Consider the following 14,472-nt stretch of genomic DNA (forward strand, 5'->3'; position numbering starts at 1 on the left):
GGTCTGCCTGCGAGTAAAAATGTCGGAACTAACGCGCTCCCGACACGATCCTTTTCCAAGGCGTATCACCGCGACCGAAAAGGAGTTGTCATGACCGTTACCGCCCATCCTATCTACCGAAGCACGCCGGGACCGCTCCATGCGGTCCTGCTTGCCGGCACGGTTCCACTGTTTCTCGGGGGCCTGCTCAGCGACATCGCTTACTACAAGACCTACCAGATCCAATGGAGCAATTTCGCCTCCTGGTTGATTGCCGGTGGGTTGCTGTTTTGTGGGCTGGCGTTGGTGTTCGCGCTGGTCAATCTGATTCGCGCGGACCACAAGGCCGGTCGTCCGGTAGGCTATTTCCTGTTGTTGCTCGTCACCTGGGTGCTGGGGCTGATCAACGCCTTCGAGCACGCCAAGGACGCCTGGGCCGCGATGCCCCAGGGCCTGGCATTGTCCGTCGTCGTGACCTTGCTGGCCTGCGTGGCGGCATGGGTCGGGCTGACCAACCTGCGTTCGGGAGGTGAGCAATGAACTCTCGCATCCCATTGACGGCCTTGAGCATGGCCCTGCTGTTGAGCGGTTGCGGAGGCGAAGGGGACGCCACGCAAGCGCGCGGTCCGGACCCGAAGTTGCCGGAGCCCCAGCGTAGCCTCCTGCCCAGCATGAAAATCGCCGAGCCGGTGGCTTGGGGTGACCAGAAGCCTACGGTGCCGCAAGGCTACGAGATCACCGCCATCGCCACCGACCTGAAAATACCGCGCCAGACCCTCGTCTTGCCCAACGGCGATATCCTGGTGGCCGAAGGCAGAGGCGGAAATGCACCGAAGTTGAAGCCCAAGGATGTGATCGCCAGCGTCATCAAGGCGAAGGGCAACACGCAGGTCAAGGGCGGTAACCGCCTGACCCTGTTGCGCGACGCCGATGGCGATGGCACTTACGAGCTCAAGACTGTCTTCGCCGAAAACCTCAACGCGCCCTATGGGCTGGCGTTTGCCGACGGCAAGCTGTACGTGGCGAACCAGGATGCGCTGGTCCGCTTCGACTACCAGGAGGGCCAGACCAAGGCCAGCGGGGCGCCCGTCAAGGTCACTGATCTACCGTCGGCGATCAACCATCACTGGACCAAGGCGTTGGCCATCAGCCCCGACGGGCGCTCGCTGTATGTCGGTATCGGTTCCAACAGCAACGTCACCGAGCGCGGCATGGAAGTCGAGATCGACCGAGCGATGGTCTGGCAGATCGACGCCGAGACGGGCGCCCACAAGCCTTATGCGACCGGCCTGCGCAACCCGACGGCGTTGAAGGTCGAACCTGGTTCCGGGCAGTTGTGGGCGGTGGTCAACGAGCGGGACGAGTTAGGGCCCGACCTGGTGCCGGATTACCTGACTTCGGTGCGCGAAGGCGCGTTCTACGGGTGGCCCTATAGCTATTGGGGGCAGAACGTCGATCCACGGGCGCAGCCGCAGGATCCGCAAAAAGTCGCCGCTGCGGTCAAGCCCGACTACAGCCTGGGGTCCCACGTCGCCGCCCTGGGTGTCGATTTTTCGATTCCGGCCATGGGCGAACAGTTCGCCGAAGGGGCGTTCGTGGGTGAGCACGGCAGTTGGAACCGTGACCAGCCTGTAGGCTACAAGGTGATCTTCGTGCCGTTCAGCAACGGGCGGCCCGCCGGTGAGCCGGTGGATTTCGCGACTGGCTTTCGCGGGTCCGATGGCAAGACCCGGGGGCGGCCAGTGGGCGTGACGGTCGATCCTCGGGGTGCCTTGATCATCGCCGACGACCTGGCGAACACGGTCTGGCGTGTAACCCGCAAGCCATGATCCCCAAGCCCGGGGCGGATCGTCGTCCCGGGCAACCTCCATGACTGACTAAGCGGAAACACTGTTCGACCGTTTTTTGCGCCTTCAGAACGGGCCCAGTTTGAGTGGGTACTGGATGACGATGTACAGCCTGTCGATGTCATCGCCGGCCTGGGCGCTGTTGGCGCGATGGGTGACGTGGGACAGCTGCAACGACAAGTCCTTGGCCGCGAGTTAATCGTTGTTAATTACGTTCAGACAATCGAATGAACGCCTGATTTGACCCACCGGTCATACGATAACGGACCCGATAGCACTCCAGAAAGCCGCGCCCGTGCCGACTCAAGGGTATTGCCTATAGTTTCTGCTTCACAGGGACGCCCGCTGACGCGACGGAACACAGATCATGACCCAATCTTCTTCCCATCCCAACTTCAAGTCCCTTGGCTGCGCCGAGTGTCGCGACCACGAGGCGCTGGGGTTCGAATTCACCATGGCGTTCCAACCCATCTTCAATGTCCGCACGCGCCAGGCGTTTGCGTACGAGGCGTTGGTCCGAGGCCTGAAGGGTGAGTCGGCCGGCCATATCCTGGGGCTGGTGAACGACAGCAACCGCTACCGATTCGACCAGGCCTGTCGCGTGAAGGCCATCGAAGAAGCCGCTCGGCTGGGTATCCTGGAGATTCCCGGTTGCCTGCTCAGCATCAACTTCCTGCCCAACGCCGTCTACCGGGCCGAGACCTGCATTCGCGCAACCCTGGAGGCTGCGCGTCAGACCGGCTTTCCGCCAGACAGGCTGATGTTCGAAGTGACGGAAGGCGAGCGTGTCGACGACCCGGATCACTTGAAATCGATTTTCATGGAATATGAGCGCCAGGGTTTCACCACGGCCATCGATGATTTCGGGTCTGGCTACTCAGGGCTCAACCTGTTGGCGCTGTTCCAACCCCAGGTGCTGAAAATCGACATGGCGCTGACCCGAGGCATCGATCACGATCCGGTCAAGCGTGCCATCGTCGAGGGGATCATCCTGGTCGCCAACCGGCTGGGGATTACCATCATTGCCGAGGGCGTCGAGACGCGCGAAGAGAGCGCTACGCTGCTGGCGATGGGCATCGAATTGATGCAAGGATTTCTTTATGCGCGGCCCGAAATCGGCCGGCTGGCGGTCGGAAGCTTTGATCAACCGATAGCTTGAAGCAATGGTGACGCAGGCCTCACCGGGGTGGGCCTGCTTTTACCAGGGCGGTGCTGTTGTGGTTACAACGGCGGAGTCCGCGGCGGGATCATCCGTTTCGATCCCAGCGACTCGAACGCCGAAGCCAGCTGCAACAGCTTCGAATCGTCATAGGCTCGGCCGGCGAACGTCAGGCCGACAGGCATGCCGATGTCTGCCATGACGCCCATCGGCACGGTGACGGTGGGCACGCCCAGGTGGCGGATGGCGAGGTTGCCGTTGGCGACCCAGACCCCATTGCTCCAGGCGATGTCGGCCGAGGCTGGATTGACGTCCGCATCCGCTGGGCCGACGTCGGCCACCGTGGGGAAGATCACCGCATCGAGGCCCAGGCGCGCCATCCAATCTTCCAAGTCGATCCGGCGCGTCTCTTCGAGACCTCGCAAGCCATCAGGCAAGGTAGGAATCTGGTCCCACGGCGTGATTCCGCGCTGGGCCATCTTCACGTACTCGTCCATGCCGGCGGCAAGGTCGTCCTCGCGGTTGGGCAGGGTGCCAGGGTCGTGGGGGAAAATCAGCGGTCCGTCGACGTCGGCCAGGCGATTGAGTTTCGGATCACCGTTGGCCCGCAGGAAATCATCGAATGCCCAGGCCGATAGATCCCACAATTCGTGGTGCAGGAACTCCTTGGACACCAGGCCGCGGGTGAACACGGTCGGCGCGCCAGGGCGATCACCCTCGCAGTTGGATACCAACGGGAAATCCACCTCGATCACCTCGGCGCCCTGGGCTTGCAGAGCCTTGCGCGCTTCTTCCCAAAGAGCGATCACCGACGGGCGCGTGATGATGCGCTGGCCGGTCGGGCCACCGATCCCTGGCTTTTCGGCCGTGCCCGCCTCGGGGTCGGCGTTGATGTACATGCGCGGGACCCCAAAGCGCACGCCGGCCAGCACCTGCGGTTTGGCGGCAAGGCTTTGGTAGGACGCGGGACGAACGGAATCGACGGAGGGAATCGGCACCCAGGGTTGCAGGCGCCACAGGTCTCCGCGGGTGTCGGGGTCATTGGCCACCACCACGTCCAGCACTTCGAGCAGGTCGGCCATGGTCCTGGCGAAGGGCACGACAACGTCCATGGTTGGCGTCAACGGCCAATTGCCGCGCACCGAGATCACTCCCCGCGAAGGCGTGTAGGCGCACAGCCCGTTGTTGGACGCGGGGCCGCGTCCGCTGGACCAGGTTTCTTCGGCGAGGCCAAAGGCGGCAAAGCTGGCGGCGGTGGCGGTGCCCGCACCGTTGGACGAGCCGGAGGCAAAGGGCGCGGTGAGGTAGTCACCGTTGTACGGGCTTTCGGCGCGGCCATACACGCCGCGTTGCATGCCGCCGTTCGCCATCGGCGGCATGTTGGTCTTGCCCAGGCAAATGGCCCCGGCGGCGCGCAGCCGCTCGACGGTGAAGGCGTCGCGGTAGGCAACCAGGTCCTTGAAGGCCGGGCTGCCAGAGGCAGCGGTCAGGCCCTTCACCAGATAACTGTCCTTGGCCGTGTAAGGAATGCCGTCGAGCGGGCCCAGTGTCTGGCCCTTGGCCCGACGGGTATCCGACGCTTTCGCCTCTTCCAGCGCGTCGGGGTTGCGAACCACCACGGCGTTGAGGGCCGTGGGCGTTTCGGGGCCGTCGTAGGCGTCGATTCGGGCAAGGTAGGCCTGGACCAGTTCGACCGCCGTGGTCTGGCCGGATTCGAGCGCAGCCCGGAGTTGGGCGATGGAGACTTCGGTGATTTCAATCATGCGATGACCGCTGCGGCTGGCGAATGACGTGATGCGAGGCTTGGTTCGAACGAAGTTCGGGTGGCTTCACGTCTTTCAAAATGGGTTCTGATATCGGTTGCAGACTTTACTACGAGAGCGCCAGCCATTCACGAGGAATGTCCCGTGGCGTGGCAGCCGTTGTCACTGACCGTCCGAGGGGACGTGCGGTAATCGGGCGTTCTTGACAACAGATTCGTGGGCGCGAATACTTCCGTCTAAATTCATATAGATGACTAGATAACAAGGTAGATAACGTCTGATGAACCCACTGCCCAGCGATGCCCGCTTGCCGCTCTATCAACGTTTGCGCGACCAATTGGCCGAGCAGATTGCCAACAATCGCTGGCGTCCGGGGGAGGCGATTCCCACCGAGGCGGCGCTTTCAGCCGAATACCAACTGTCCACCGGGACGGTGCGCAAGGCGATCGATGCGTTGGTCAGCGAAGGCGTCTTGGAGCGTCAGCAGGGCCGAGGCACCTTCATTCGTCGCCCCCAGTTCCAGTCGTCGTTGTTTCGTTTCTTCCGTTTTCAGTCCGCGTCCGGGGAGCGCCGGGTTCCAGAGAGCCGCATCTTGTCGGTAGAGCCGGTGGCGGCGCCGTCAGCCGTGGCCCAGGCGTTGGGGCTGCCAGTGGAGGCGGCGGTGATTCGTATCGTGCGGGTGCGTCTGCTGGACGTCGAGCCCGTGCTCGCCGAAGAGATCTGGCTGCCTCGCAGCCGATTCCAGCCGTTGCTGGAAATCGACCTGAACCACAAAGGCCCGTTGCTTTATCCCATCTATGAAGAGACCTGCGGGCAGGTTGTCGCTTATGCGCAGGAAACCCTCACCGCCGAGTCAGTCAACGACGTGCATGCCCGGTTGTTGCAAGTGCCGGTCAACAGCCCGGTGGTGGTAATCGAGCGCCTGGCCCGTGATTACGCGGGCAACCCGCTGGAGTGGCGACGTTCGCGCGGGCATGCCGAGCATTTCCGCTACAGCGTAGAGATTCGTTGACTTCACCGGGTTAGCGGATCGCCCGGCAGCAAATACCGCTGCCCTTGCCGTTTGTGTTTTTCCTGACGGGCCTTGCAGCGGCACGGTTCGCGCTCGGCTGCCTTTCGTTCCACCTACAAGGATAAAAATCATGTTCAGTTGGTATCGGCAAATCACCTCCCGGGAGCGTAAGACGTTCTGGGCCTGTTTCGGCGGATGGTCCCTCGACGCGCTGGAAGTTCAGATGTTCGGCCTGGCGATCCCGGCGCTGATCGCCGCGTTCGCCTTGTCCAAAGGCGATGCGGGGCTGATCAGCGGGGTCACGCTGGTGACCTCGGCCCTGGGTGGCTGGGTGGGCGGGACGCTGTCCGATCGCTACGGGCGGGTGCGCACGCTGCAGTGGATGATCCTGTGGTTTTCGTTCTTCACCTTCCTGTCGGCGTTCGTCACAGGCTTCCATCAATTGTTGATCGTCAAGGCCCTGCAAGGCTTCGGGATCGGTGGCGAATGGGCCGCCGGCGCGGTGCTGATGGCCGAGACGATCAATCCGAAATACCGCGGCAAGGTCATGGGCACGGTGCAGAGTGCCTGGGCGGTGGGCTGGGGGTTGGCGGTGGGCGTCTTTACACTGATCTATTCCCTGGTGCCGCAGGACATGGCCTGGCGGGTGATGTTCATCGTCGGCCTGCTGCCGTCGTTCCTGATCATCTGGGTGCGTCGCAACGTCGAGGAGCCGGACAGCTTCCAACGGCTGCAAAAGGAACAGGCCATTCCCCAGAGTTTTTTCAAGTCCCTGGGCGGTATCTTTCGCCCTGAGTTGATTCGCGTGACATTGTTCGGTGGCTTGCTGGGGCTGGGGGCACACGGCGGTTACCACGCGGTGATGACGTGGCTGCCGACGTTCCTCAAGACCGAACGCAACCTGTCGGTGCTCAACTCCGGCGGCTACCTGGCGGTGATCATCTTCGCCTTCTGGTGTGGCTGTGTGGTCAGCGGGCTGCTGATCGATCGCATCGGCCGGCGCAAGAACATCCTGCTGTTTGCGCTGTGCTGCGTCGTGACGGTGCAGTGCTACGTGTTCCTGCCGCTGACCAATACCCAGATGTTGTTCCTGGGTTTCCCCCTCGGCTTTTTCGCGGCCGGCATTCCGGCCAGTCTCGGGGCGTTTTTCAACGAGTTGTACCCGGCGGATGTGCGCGGCGCCGGTGTCGGCTTTTGCTACAACTTCGGCCGGGTCCTCTCGGCGCTGTTTCCGTTCCTGGTTGGTCATATGAGCGACTCCATGTCCCTGGGGTCGGCCATCGGCATCGACGCCGGCATTGCCTACGGCGTAGCGGTGCTTGCGGCGCTTTGCCTGCCGGAAACCCGAGGCCGCAGCCTTGAGGCCACAGCGCCGCCTGCGCCGGACGTAGCGCCTGGCACCGAGAGCGCCCGGGCCTGATCACTGCTTATTTTTGAAAGATGAAGACCAATGGTTGATACCTGCACTACGCCGATCACCGGCATCGACAGCCATGCCCATGTGTTCAGCCGTGAACTGGAGCTGGCTGCGGTGCGGCGCTACACACCGGATTATGACGCCACGCTTGCGCAATACCTGGATCACCTGCGTTCCCACGGCCTGAGCCATGGGGTATTGGTCCAGCCGAGCTTTCTCGGCACCGATAACCGTTACCTGCTGGCCGCCCTCCGGCAGGCACCGGGGCAACTGCGCGGCGTTGTGGTGGTGGAACCCGAGATCAGCCGGACCGTGCTGAATGAAATGGCACGGCTGGGGGTGGTCGGCGTTCGCTTGAACCTGATGGGCAAGGCCGTGCCTGATTTTTGCGAGACAAGGTGGAAAGGCTTCCTGGCGCATCTTGCCGAGTTGGACTGGCACGTGGAACTGCATGCGCCGATCGACCAACTGGCCGGGTTGATCAGCCAACTGATCCCTTTTGGCATCCGCCTGGTGGTCGACCATTTCGGTCGTCCGGATGCCCGTCTGGGCCTCGACCAACCGGGTTTCGCCGAGCTGCTTGAGTTGGGGCTCGGCGGGCAAGTCTGGATGAAGGTCTCGGGCATCTACCGATTGGCGGGGACGGATCGAGAAAATCTCGACTTCGCCCGCTCCGCGTTGGCGATGCTGGAGCAGAGCCTGGGCCCTCATCGGATGGTGTGGGGCAGCGATTGGCCACATACACAACATGAAGGCGTCTTGGGCTTCGACACCGTGGTTCGGCAGTTGCGGGCTTTGCAATGCCCGGCGCCGCTCTTGCGCGCGCTCATGGTGGAAACCCCCCGCAGATTATTCAAGTTTTAAGACGCGCCCGCCGGTATGGCGAACTTTCCTGAACTCGTGGGCTGAATAAACATCTAGTATCTATTGCAGCTGCATGAAAAAATCCGCGCCGGCATATTTATAAGGAGTTATCCGGGCCGGGATCACGACTCAGGTTGAAGCCTGAGTCGTTGTGTAGCAGGCATTCAGCCAGGCGGATTGAGGATCAACCATGTCGAATATAGAAGCGTTTCCCACGGGGACGCGCACGCCGAGCGAGTATGAAAGCCTTGTGGCAACGGGCGCCAGCGCACTTGATGCGATTCCTGGCGCGGTGTACCTGTGCGATCACAACGGCTGGCTGGTGCGGCACAACAGCGAGGCGGCTGCCATGTGGGGGCGGACGCCGATTCTGGGGGAGGGCGGTGATCGTTTCTGCGGTTCCTACCGTTTGTTCCTGCCCGACGGCACTCCGCTTACCTTCGAAGACTGCCCGATGGCCACAGCCCTCGTCACGGGTGAGGCAACGCGCAACCAGGAAGTGTTCATCGAGCGTCCGGATGGGTCGCGATTCATTGCCCTGGTGAATATCAGGCCGTTGAAAGACTCCCAAGGCATCATCCAAGGGGCGATCAACTGCTTCCAGGACATTTCGGCGCAGCATGCCTTGGCCGAAGAGTTGCGACGCAAGAATGAGGACCTTGAAGATTTCTTCGAGAACAGCGCCGTGGGCCTCCACATCGTCAGTGGTGAAGGCATCATCCTGCGCGCCAACAAGGCCGAACTGGCCTTGCTGGGTTATTCGGCGGAGGAATACATCGGCCGTAGCATCACCGATTTCCATGCCGACGAGCCGGTCATCAGCGACATCCTGAACAAGCTCGGCAGCGGTCAATGCCTACAGGATTACCCGGCGCGCCTGAAGGCCAAGGACGGCTCGATCAAGCATGTCACCATCACGTCCAACGGCCGGTTCGAAGAGGGAAAACTGTTCAATACGCGGTGCTTTACGGTGGACATGACCAGTGTCCACGTGGCCGAGACGGCGCGCCAGGAGAGCGACGACAGACTCCTGGCGACTTACCAAGCGGCGACGATCGGCATTGCCGAGTCCGGTGCGGATGGCCGGCTGCTGCGCGTCAACGACGCCCTCTGCAACATGCTGGGCCGCACGCGCGAAGAGCTATTGGAAATGACATTCCTGGACTACACGCACAGGGACAGTACCGACGAGGATGCAGCCCTCTATGCACGCCAGGTGGCGGGTGAACTGGACAATTACGTGCTGCGCAAGCGCGCCTTCAAGCCCGATGGCGAGACCGTCTACCTGGACATCCACAGCTCGTCCGTGCGCGACGCCAACGGCGCGTTCCGGTATGGGGTCCGGATACTGCAGGACGTCACGCTGGCGCGTCGCATGGAAAATCAGATCCGCGACAGCGAGCGGCATATGCGCAACCTGCTCGAGGCCCTGCCGGCGGCGGTCTACACCACCGATGCTCAAGGCCGTATCACCTTTTTCAATCGGGCAGCGGTGGAGTTGTCGGGACAAACACCACAGTTGGGCGACCTTTGGTGCGTGACCTGGAAATTGTTCACCACCGACGGGACCTTCCTGCCCCACGACCAGTGCCCGATGGCAGTCGCCCTGAAGGAAAACCGGCCGATACGCGGGGTCGAAGCCGTCGCGGAGCGGCCCGACGGCACACGGGTGCCGTTCGCCCCGTACCCTACGCCGCTGCACGATGCCGAAGGCAACCTGGTTGGCGCCATCAACATGCTGGTGGATATCTCCGAGCGAAAACAGGCGGAAGACCGGCAAAAAACCCTGATCGACGAGCTCAACCATCGAGTCAAGAACACCTTGGCCACGGTGCAATCCCTGGCGGCCCAGACGGCACGCAACGCAGAAAGCGCCAAGGACGGTTACAACCGGTTCGAAGCGCGGCTGCTCGCGTTGTCCCGCGCCCATGACCTGCTGACGAGGCGGCATTGGGGCCATACGGCCCTGGGGTCCCTGGCCCAGGAGGTGCTCATGCCCATTTTCGGCACTGATTCTGACCGTATCACGATCGAGGGTGATCCCATTGACGTCGATACCCGGGTCGCGCTCGGCCTCACGATGACGCTCAACGAATTGGCGATCAACGCCCTCAAATACGGTTCGATGTCCGTCGAGACGGGCCGCCTTTCAGTGAGCTGGAATGTCCAGCCGCAATCAAACGGCGTGTTGCTGACCGTGGACTGGCGCGAGCAAGACGGACCGCCAGTGTCGCAACCGGAACGCGAGGGTTTGGGTTCGCGATTGATGAAGCGCTGCATCGAACGCGACCTGGGTGGAATATTTGTGCTGACCTTCGCGCCTGAAGGCGTGCTCTGCCGGTTCTCCTTCATGGTTCCCGAGCACCACGCATGACGATATTTGCCGGGATCAAGGTGTTGCTCGTCGAGGATGAAGGCACAGTCGCCATGCTGATCGAGGAAATGCTCGAAGATCAGGGGTGCGAGGTGGTGGCCTCCATCCCGCGGCTTGCCATGGCCCGGGAAGCGGCGGGGACGGTTGAGGTCGATCTGGCGATCCTGGACGTCAACCTGGCCGGAGAACGGGTTTTTCCGGTGGCTGAAATCCTCCGTAATCGTAAAATTCCTTTTTTGTTCAGCACCGGATACGGCGTCAGCGGCCTGCCCGCCGAGTTTGCCCAATGCCCGGTGTTGCACAAGCCGTTTTCGGAAAACGAGTTGCAGCGAAAAATCGCGCTGACCCTGCAAGAACGCAACGCCATCCCAGGGCCGATATCGGCGGCTCTGAAACCCAAGGAGCAACCATGAGTCTGCACGGCCAATACGATTCCCAGAACATTTTCGCGATGATCCTTCGGGGTGAAGCACCTGCCTACAAGATCTACGAAGATGACGATGTGCTGGCCTTCCTCGACATCTTTCCCCAGTCCCGGGGCCATGTGCTAGTCATTCCAAAGGGGGCCCAGGCGCGCAATATCCTCGACGTCGACCCGGCAATCCTTGGCAAGATGATGGCAGCGGTACAACGCCTGACCCGCATCATCGTCGACGAATTGCAACCCGACGGCGTGCAAATCGCCCAATTCAACGGCGCGCCGGCGGGGCAGACGGTCTTTCACATCCATGTGCACATCGTTCCGCGCTGGGAAGGACAGGCGCCTGGCGTACATGGGCAAGGGAAAGCCGATCCGCAGGAGCTTGAAGCGTTGCAGGCGCGGTTGGTGGAGCGGATTCGCTCGGGGGCCTGATGGGGCGTAGCGCTTGTCCTCACCGCAGCGGAACGTACACATCGGTTTGCCATTGGTCTCGTGGCGTCTGGGGATAGGCGCTCAGGTAGTGGAAAAACAGCGGCTGGTCACGAAGTTCCTCGCCGCTTGCGGGTAGCCATTCACGGTAGATCGGATAGATCGTTTCGCCGATGTGATCAGGCGATCCGGCGTGGCGGACCACTGCGTAGCGACCGCCGGGGATGACCATCGGCTGAACACCGAACGCGTTCGGCGCCACTTCCTCATCAATCTCGCCGCAGATCGCGAAGCGGAAGTCGTGTGGCGGTGTGGTGTCGGGGTTGCCGTAGGGAATGCCAAACGTACGGCTTGATGCCACGGGCGACTGCCCGCTACGCATACGCCATTCGATGAACCGGTCCACGCTTTCGCTGACGAGCCCGGCAGGGCCGCGATGTTCAAGCGCCGCAATCCTGACTTCAGGTAACTCGATGATTCGAACTTGCATAAAGATACTCCGTGAGAGATGGGGGATGGCAAACACCGTACTCCAGACCTGCCAGTTGGGTTTCTTCCTGAACGCGCTTGGCGCCATGCCGAACGCTCGGCCAAACGCTCGACAGAACGCCTCGGGGCTTTTAAAGCCCGCATCCAATGCGGCATCCAGTACCGAGTACCCAGCAAAGGCAACCAATTGATGTGCCGCGCGTCGTAGCCGCATCAGCTGCACATAACGTGAAACGGGCACGCCCATGAACGCCGTGAATTGTCGATGGAAGTGAAATACCGAGAAGTTCGCCACATCACTCAACGTTTTCACCGAGAGATCACCTTCTAGATTGGCGTCGATGTAGGCGAGGACGGCGTCGAAGCGTCTTTTATAGGTGGAGGTCTTTGGCAAGTCGGGCACGGATCAGGGCTCTTGGAAACGGGTCGGGCCTAGAGTCGACTATACGCCGCGAGCCCGCCTAGCCGGGTTTGCTACAAAACGGAAAAATCGGGCGATCGTTTTTATAGAATTATTTGTTTGCGATATGAGTGCTATGCCATTGGCATGGTTTATCGATCAGTGATGCGCGGGTAGTTTGCTTCTCGACAGGATCAATAGAGAGGCAAACTCAATGAAGGCAAGCACCTTGTATTTTGCGTTATGCGCGGCGGCGCCTTTTGCCGACGCCGCTGGCCCGGAAAGCGTCGGCGAGGCGCGCAAATCGCAGCAGGTCATTCGGGCGGGCAGCCAGGCCTCCGCCCCTGGACCCGACGATTATTTCACCGGCCGGGTGCGTGTTGATCCGTTGTTTGCTGCCACAAGTGACATCAATGCCTCCGCTGCGTATGTCAGCTTTGAACCGGGCGCGCGCTCGGCTTGGCACACGCACCCCGCCGGTCAACGATTGGTGGTTGTGTCCGGCGTCGGCTTGACGCAGGAATGGGGCAAGCCCGTGCAGCAGATCCGCCCAGGCGATGTCATTGTTTGCCCTCCAGGCGTCAAGCACTGGCATGGCGCCGCGCCGACCAGCGCCATGACTCACTTGGCCGTGACGGGCATGGTGGATGGCGAGAACGTGCAGTGGATGGAAAAAGTCAGCGAAGGGCAATACAACGCCGGAGCAACATCGGCGCTATCGACCAAGCCAGACACAGCGGCGGTTTCAAAAACCCTGTCGACCAAACAGCAAGCCATCCCATTGATTGCCGCCGCCATGGCGACAAGCAACATGCCGCGCCTCAATGCCGTCTTGAATCAAGGGCTGGATGCGGGCCTGACCGTCAGCGAGGCGAAGGAAATCCTCGTGCAGCTCTACGCTTACAGCGGTTTTCCCCGTAGCCTCAACGCGCTGGGCGAACTGATGAAAGTAGTGGAGGCGCGCAAGCAACGCGGCGTGCAGGACGAACCGGGGCGCGAACCCACTGGCCCGATCCCTACGGGCGACGCATTGTTGGCGGCAGGCAAGGCCAACCAGACACGCATTGCCGGTGCGCCGGTCCAGGGGCCGTTGTTCGATTTTGTGCCGGTCATCAACCAATACTTGCAGACCCATCTGTTCGGCGACATTTTCGAGCGCGACAACCTGGACTGGCAAAGCCGTGAACTGGCGACGGTCGCAGCCCTGGCGGTGACTCCGGGCGTGGAGTCGCAACTGCGTTCGCATATGGCCGCCAGCCTTCGGGTCGGCTTGAGCGTTGCCCAGCTGCGGCAACTGATCCAATTACTGAGCGAGCAGGGCGATGCCGCCGCGGCCAAGCGTGCCGCCGAGGCGCTGGACACGGTGCAGGCCAGTCAATCCTCATAGCGCAGGGCGTCGCGCAGCAGTGCGAAGGCCGGTGAACTCTGGCGGCTTGGGTAGTAGAGGTGATAGCCGGAAAACGGTTCGCACCAATCCTCCAGCACGCGGATCAACCGGCCTTGCGCTACGGCTTCGCGCACCAGGTCTTGCGGCATGAACGCCAGCCCCAAGCCCTGGAGCGCGGCCTCCAGACGCATGGCTATGGTGTTGAAAACCAACTGACCCTCCACCCGGACTTGCACTTGCTGCCCGTTCTTCTCCAGTTCCCAGACGTACAGACCGCCATGAGTCGGCATGCGCAGGTTGATGCAGTTGTGTGCCGTGAGATCGTTTGGAACGAGGGGCTTGGAATGCCGGGTGAAATACGCCGGCGAGCCTACGACAGCCATGCGCATGTCGGGGCCGATGCGCATGGCGATCATGTCCTTGGCGACCTGCGGGCCCAGCCGCACACCGGCGTCGAAACCCTCCGCGACGATATCGGTAAATCCGTAGTCGACGATGATCTCGATATTCAGGTCGGGATTGTCAGGCAGCAGCTTGGCGAGGACGGGCTGCAAGACCGTTATTGCCGAATGCTCGCCGGCGGTGATGCGCAACTTGCCTGCCGGCTTGTCCCGAAACGCGCTGAGCATCGCCATTTCGTTGTCGATCTCTTCGAACCGCGGCGCGACCACGCGCAACAGCTGTTCGCCCGCTTCGGTTGGGCCAACGCTTCGCGTGGTGCGCGACAGCAGCCTGACACCCAGCCGCTCCTCCAATTGGCGCATCGCCCGGCTCAGCGCCGGTTGCGACATGCCAAGCCTGGCGGCCGCTCGGGTGAAACTGCGCTCCTGGGCCACAGCGCAGAAAATGGCGAGCAGGTCGTAGCGTTCGCTGGTCATTGATACGTCTCTGGTATGAGCAGGGCGTGATTATGTCACCGCTGCATAACCCC

General features: G+C 61.8%; 13 protein-coding genes and 1 pseudogene. 10 read left to right on the top strand and 4 right to left on the bottom strand.

Going from position 1 to position 14,472, the window contains the following annotated elements:
- The first annotated feature begins 90 nt into the window (after positions 1 to 90).
- On the top strand, positions 91 to 519 hold the full coding sequence (locus tag ACLK1G_RS01520) for a DUF2231 domain-containing protein (protein WP_420763786.1): 429 nt from the start codon (positions 91 to 93) through the stop codon (positions 517 to 519).
- Complete coding sequence (locus ACLK1G_RS01525) at positions 516 to 1,808, top strand: PQQ-dependent sugar dehydrogenase (protein ID WP_420763787.1); 1,293 nt, start codon at positions 516 to 518, stop codon at positions 1,806 to 1,808. Before ACLK1G_RS01520 ends, ACLK1G_RS01525 begins: the two co-directional genes overlap by 4 nt.
- A gap of 84 nt (positions 1,809 to 1,892) precedes the next feature.
- On the opposite strand, the pseudogene ACLK1G_RS01530 reads toward ACLK1G_RS01525, so the two are convergent.
- Positions 1,893 to 2,015, bottom strand: a pseudogene (locus ACLK1G_RS01530) (OprD family outer membrane porin); the annotation flags it as partial.
- Between the two features lie 178 nt (positions 2,016 to 2,193).
- Between ACLK1G_RS01530 and ACLK1G_RS01535 the strand changes: the two are divergent.
- Positions 2,194 to 2,985 (top strand): EAL domain-containing protein, encoded by a 792-nt coding sequence (locus tag ACLK1G_RS01535; RefSeq protein WP_420763788.1) that lies wholly within the window; start codon positions 2,194 to 2,196, stop codon positions 2,983 to 2,985.
- Between the two features lie 62 nt (positions 2,986 to 3,047).
- On the opposite strand, the gene ACLK1G_RS01540 is transcribed toward ACLK1G_RS01535, so the two are convergent.
- Positions 3,048 to 4,748 (bottom strand): amidase, encoded by a 1,701-nt coding sequence (locus tag ACLK1G_RS01540; protein WP_420763789.1) that lies wholly within the window; start codon positions 4,746 to 4,748, stop codon positions 3,048 to 3,050.
- A 280-nt stretch (positions 4,749 to 5,028) separates the two neighbouring features.
- On the opposite strand from ACLK1G_RS01540, the gene ACLK1G_RS01545 reads away from it, so the two are divergent.
- The 6 genes from ACLK1G_RS01545 (at position 5,029) to ACLK1G_RS01570 (ending at position 11,268) form a co-directional block, all read left to right on the top strand.
- Complete coding sequence (locus tag ACLK1G_RS01545) at positions 5,029 to 5,760, top strand: GntR family transcriptional regulator (RefSeq protein ID WP_420763790.1); 732 nt, start codon at positions 5,029 to 5,031, stop codon at positions 5,758 to 5,760.
- 130 nt (positions 5,761 to 5,890) lie between these two features.
- A complete protein-coding gene (locus ACLK1G_RS01550; RefSeq protein ID WP_420763791.1) occupies positions 5,891 to 7,180 on the top strand; it encodes an MFS transporter in 1,290 nt (429 codons plus the stop codon).
- 30 nt (positions 7,181 to 7,210) lie between these two features.
- Entirely contained in the window at positions 7,211 to 8,041 is an 831-nt protein-coding gene (locus ACLK1G_RS01555; protein WP_420763792.1) for an amidohydrolase family protein, read from the top strand.
- Positions 8,042 to 8,231: 190 nt separating this feature from the next.
- Positions 8,232 to 10,415 (top strand): PAS domain-containing sensor histidine kinase, encoded by a 2,184-nt coding sequence (locus ACLK1G_RS01560; RefSeq protein WP_420763793.1) that lies wholly within the window; start codon positions 8,232 to 8,234, stop codon positions 10,413 to 10,415.
- On the top strand, positions 10,412 to 10,828 hold the full coding sequence (locus ACLK1G_RS01565) for a response regulator (RefSeq protein WP_420763794.1): 417 nt from the start codon (positions 10,412 to 10,414) through the stop codon (positions 10,826 to 10,828). The genes ACLK1G_RS01560 and ACLK1G_RS01565 overlap by 4 nt, the downstream gene beginning before the upstream one ends.
- Positions 10,825 to 11,268, top strand: coding sequence for an HIT family protein (locus tag ACLK1G_RS01570; protein WP_420763795.1), 444 nt, complete (start codon positions 10,825 to 10,827; stop codon positions 11,266 to 11,268). Before ACLK1G_RS01565 ends, ACLK1G_RS01570 begins: the two co-directional genes overlap by 4 nt.
- A 19-nt stretch (positions 11,269 to 11,287) precedes the next feature.
- Here the strand turns inward: ACLK1G_RS01570 and ACLK1G_RS01575 are convergent, their stop codons facing one another.
- Positions 11,288 to 12,157, bottom strand: a complete 870-nt coding sequence (locus ACLK1G_RS01575) for an AraC family transcriptional regulator (protein WP_420763796.1) — start codon at positions 12,155 to 12,157, stop codon at positions 11,288 to 11,290.
- 211 nt (positions 12,158 to 12,368) lie between these two features.
- Here ACLK1G_RS01575 and ACLK1G_RS01580 point away from each other — a divergent pair, with 211 nt between their 5' ends.
- On the top strand, positions 12,369 to 13,541 hold the full coding sequence (locus ACLK1G_RS01580) for a (R)-mandelonitrile lyase (protein ID WP_420763797.1): 1,173 nt from the start codon (positions 12,369 to 12,371) through the stop codon (positions 13,539 to 13,541).
- On the opposite strand, the gene ACLK1G_RS01585 is transcribed toward ACLK1G_RS01580, so the two are convergent.
- The gene (locus ACLK1G_RS01585) at positions 13,529 to 14,419 is read right to left on the bottom strand and encodes a LysR family transcriptional regulator (RefSeq protein ID WP_420763798.1); all 891 of its coding nucleotides are present in this window, start codon (positions 14,417 to 14,419) and stop codon (positions 13,529 to 13,531) included. The two genes, ACLK1G_RS01580 and ACLK1G_RS01585, sit on opposite strands and share 13 nt — an antisense overlap.
- Positions 14,420 to 14,472: the final 53 nt, after the last annotated feature.

The sequence above is a fragment of the Pseudomonas algeriensis genome (genome assembly GCF_048847255.1).
Classification (GTDB): Bacteria; Pseudomonadota; Gammaproteobacteria; order Pseudomonadales; family Pseudomonadaceae; genus Aquipseudomonas.

Bases quoted from the DNA above. Each gene is read 5' to 3' on its own strand.
- ACLK1G_RS01520 (WP_420763786.1), top strand. From the start codon at position 91: ATGACCGTTACCGCCCATCCTATCTACCGAAGCACGCCGGGACCGCTC.
- ACLK1G_RS01525 (WP_420763787.1), top strand. From the start codon at position 516: ATGAACTCTCGCATCCCATTGACGGCCTTGAGCATGGCCCTGCTGTTG.
- ACLK1G_RS01535 (WP_420763788.1), top strand. From the start codon at position 2,194: ATGACCCAATCTTCTTCCCATCCCAACTTCAAGTCCCTTGGCTGCGCC.
- ACLK1G_RS01540 (WP_420763789.1), bottom strand. From the start codon at position 4,748: ATGATTGAAATCACCGAAGTCTCCATCGCCCAACTCCGGGCTGCGCTC.
- ACLK1G_RS01545 (WP_420763790.1), top strand. From the start codon at position 5,029: ATGAACCCACTGCCCAGCGATGCCCGCTTGCCGCTCTATCAACGTTTG.
- ACLK1G_RS01550 (WP_420763791.1), top strand. From the start codon at position 5,891: ATGTTCAGTTGGTATCGGCAAATCACCTCCCGGGAGCGTAAGACGTTC.
- ACLK1G_RS01555 (WP_420763792.1), top strand. From the start codon at position 7,211: ATGGTTGATACCTGCACTACGCCGATCACCGGCATCGACAGCCATGCC.
- ACLK1G_RS01560 (WP_420763793.1), top strand. From the start codon at position 8,232: ATGTCGAATATAGAAGCGTTTCCCACGGGGACGCGCACGCCGAGCGAG.
- ACLK1G_RS01565 (WP_420763794.1), top strand. From the start codon at position 10,412: ATGACGATATTTGCCGGGATCAAGGTGTTGCTCGTCGAGGATGAAGGC.
- ACLK1G_RS01570 (WP_420763795.1), top strand. From the start codon at position 10,825: ATGAGTCTGCACGGCCAATACGATTCCCAGAACATTTTCGCGATGATC.
- ACLK1G_RS01580 (WP_420763797.1), top strand. From the start codon at position 12,369: ATGAAGGCAAGCACCTTGTATTTTGCGTTATGCGCGGCGGCGCCTTTT.
- ACLK1G_RS01585 (WP_420763798.1), bottom strand. From the start codon at position 14,419: ATGACCAGCGAACGCTACGACCTGCTCGCCATTTTCTGCGCTGTGGCC.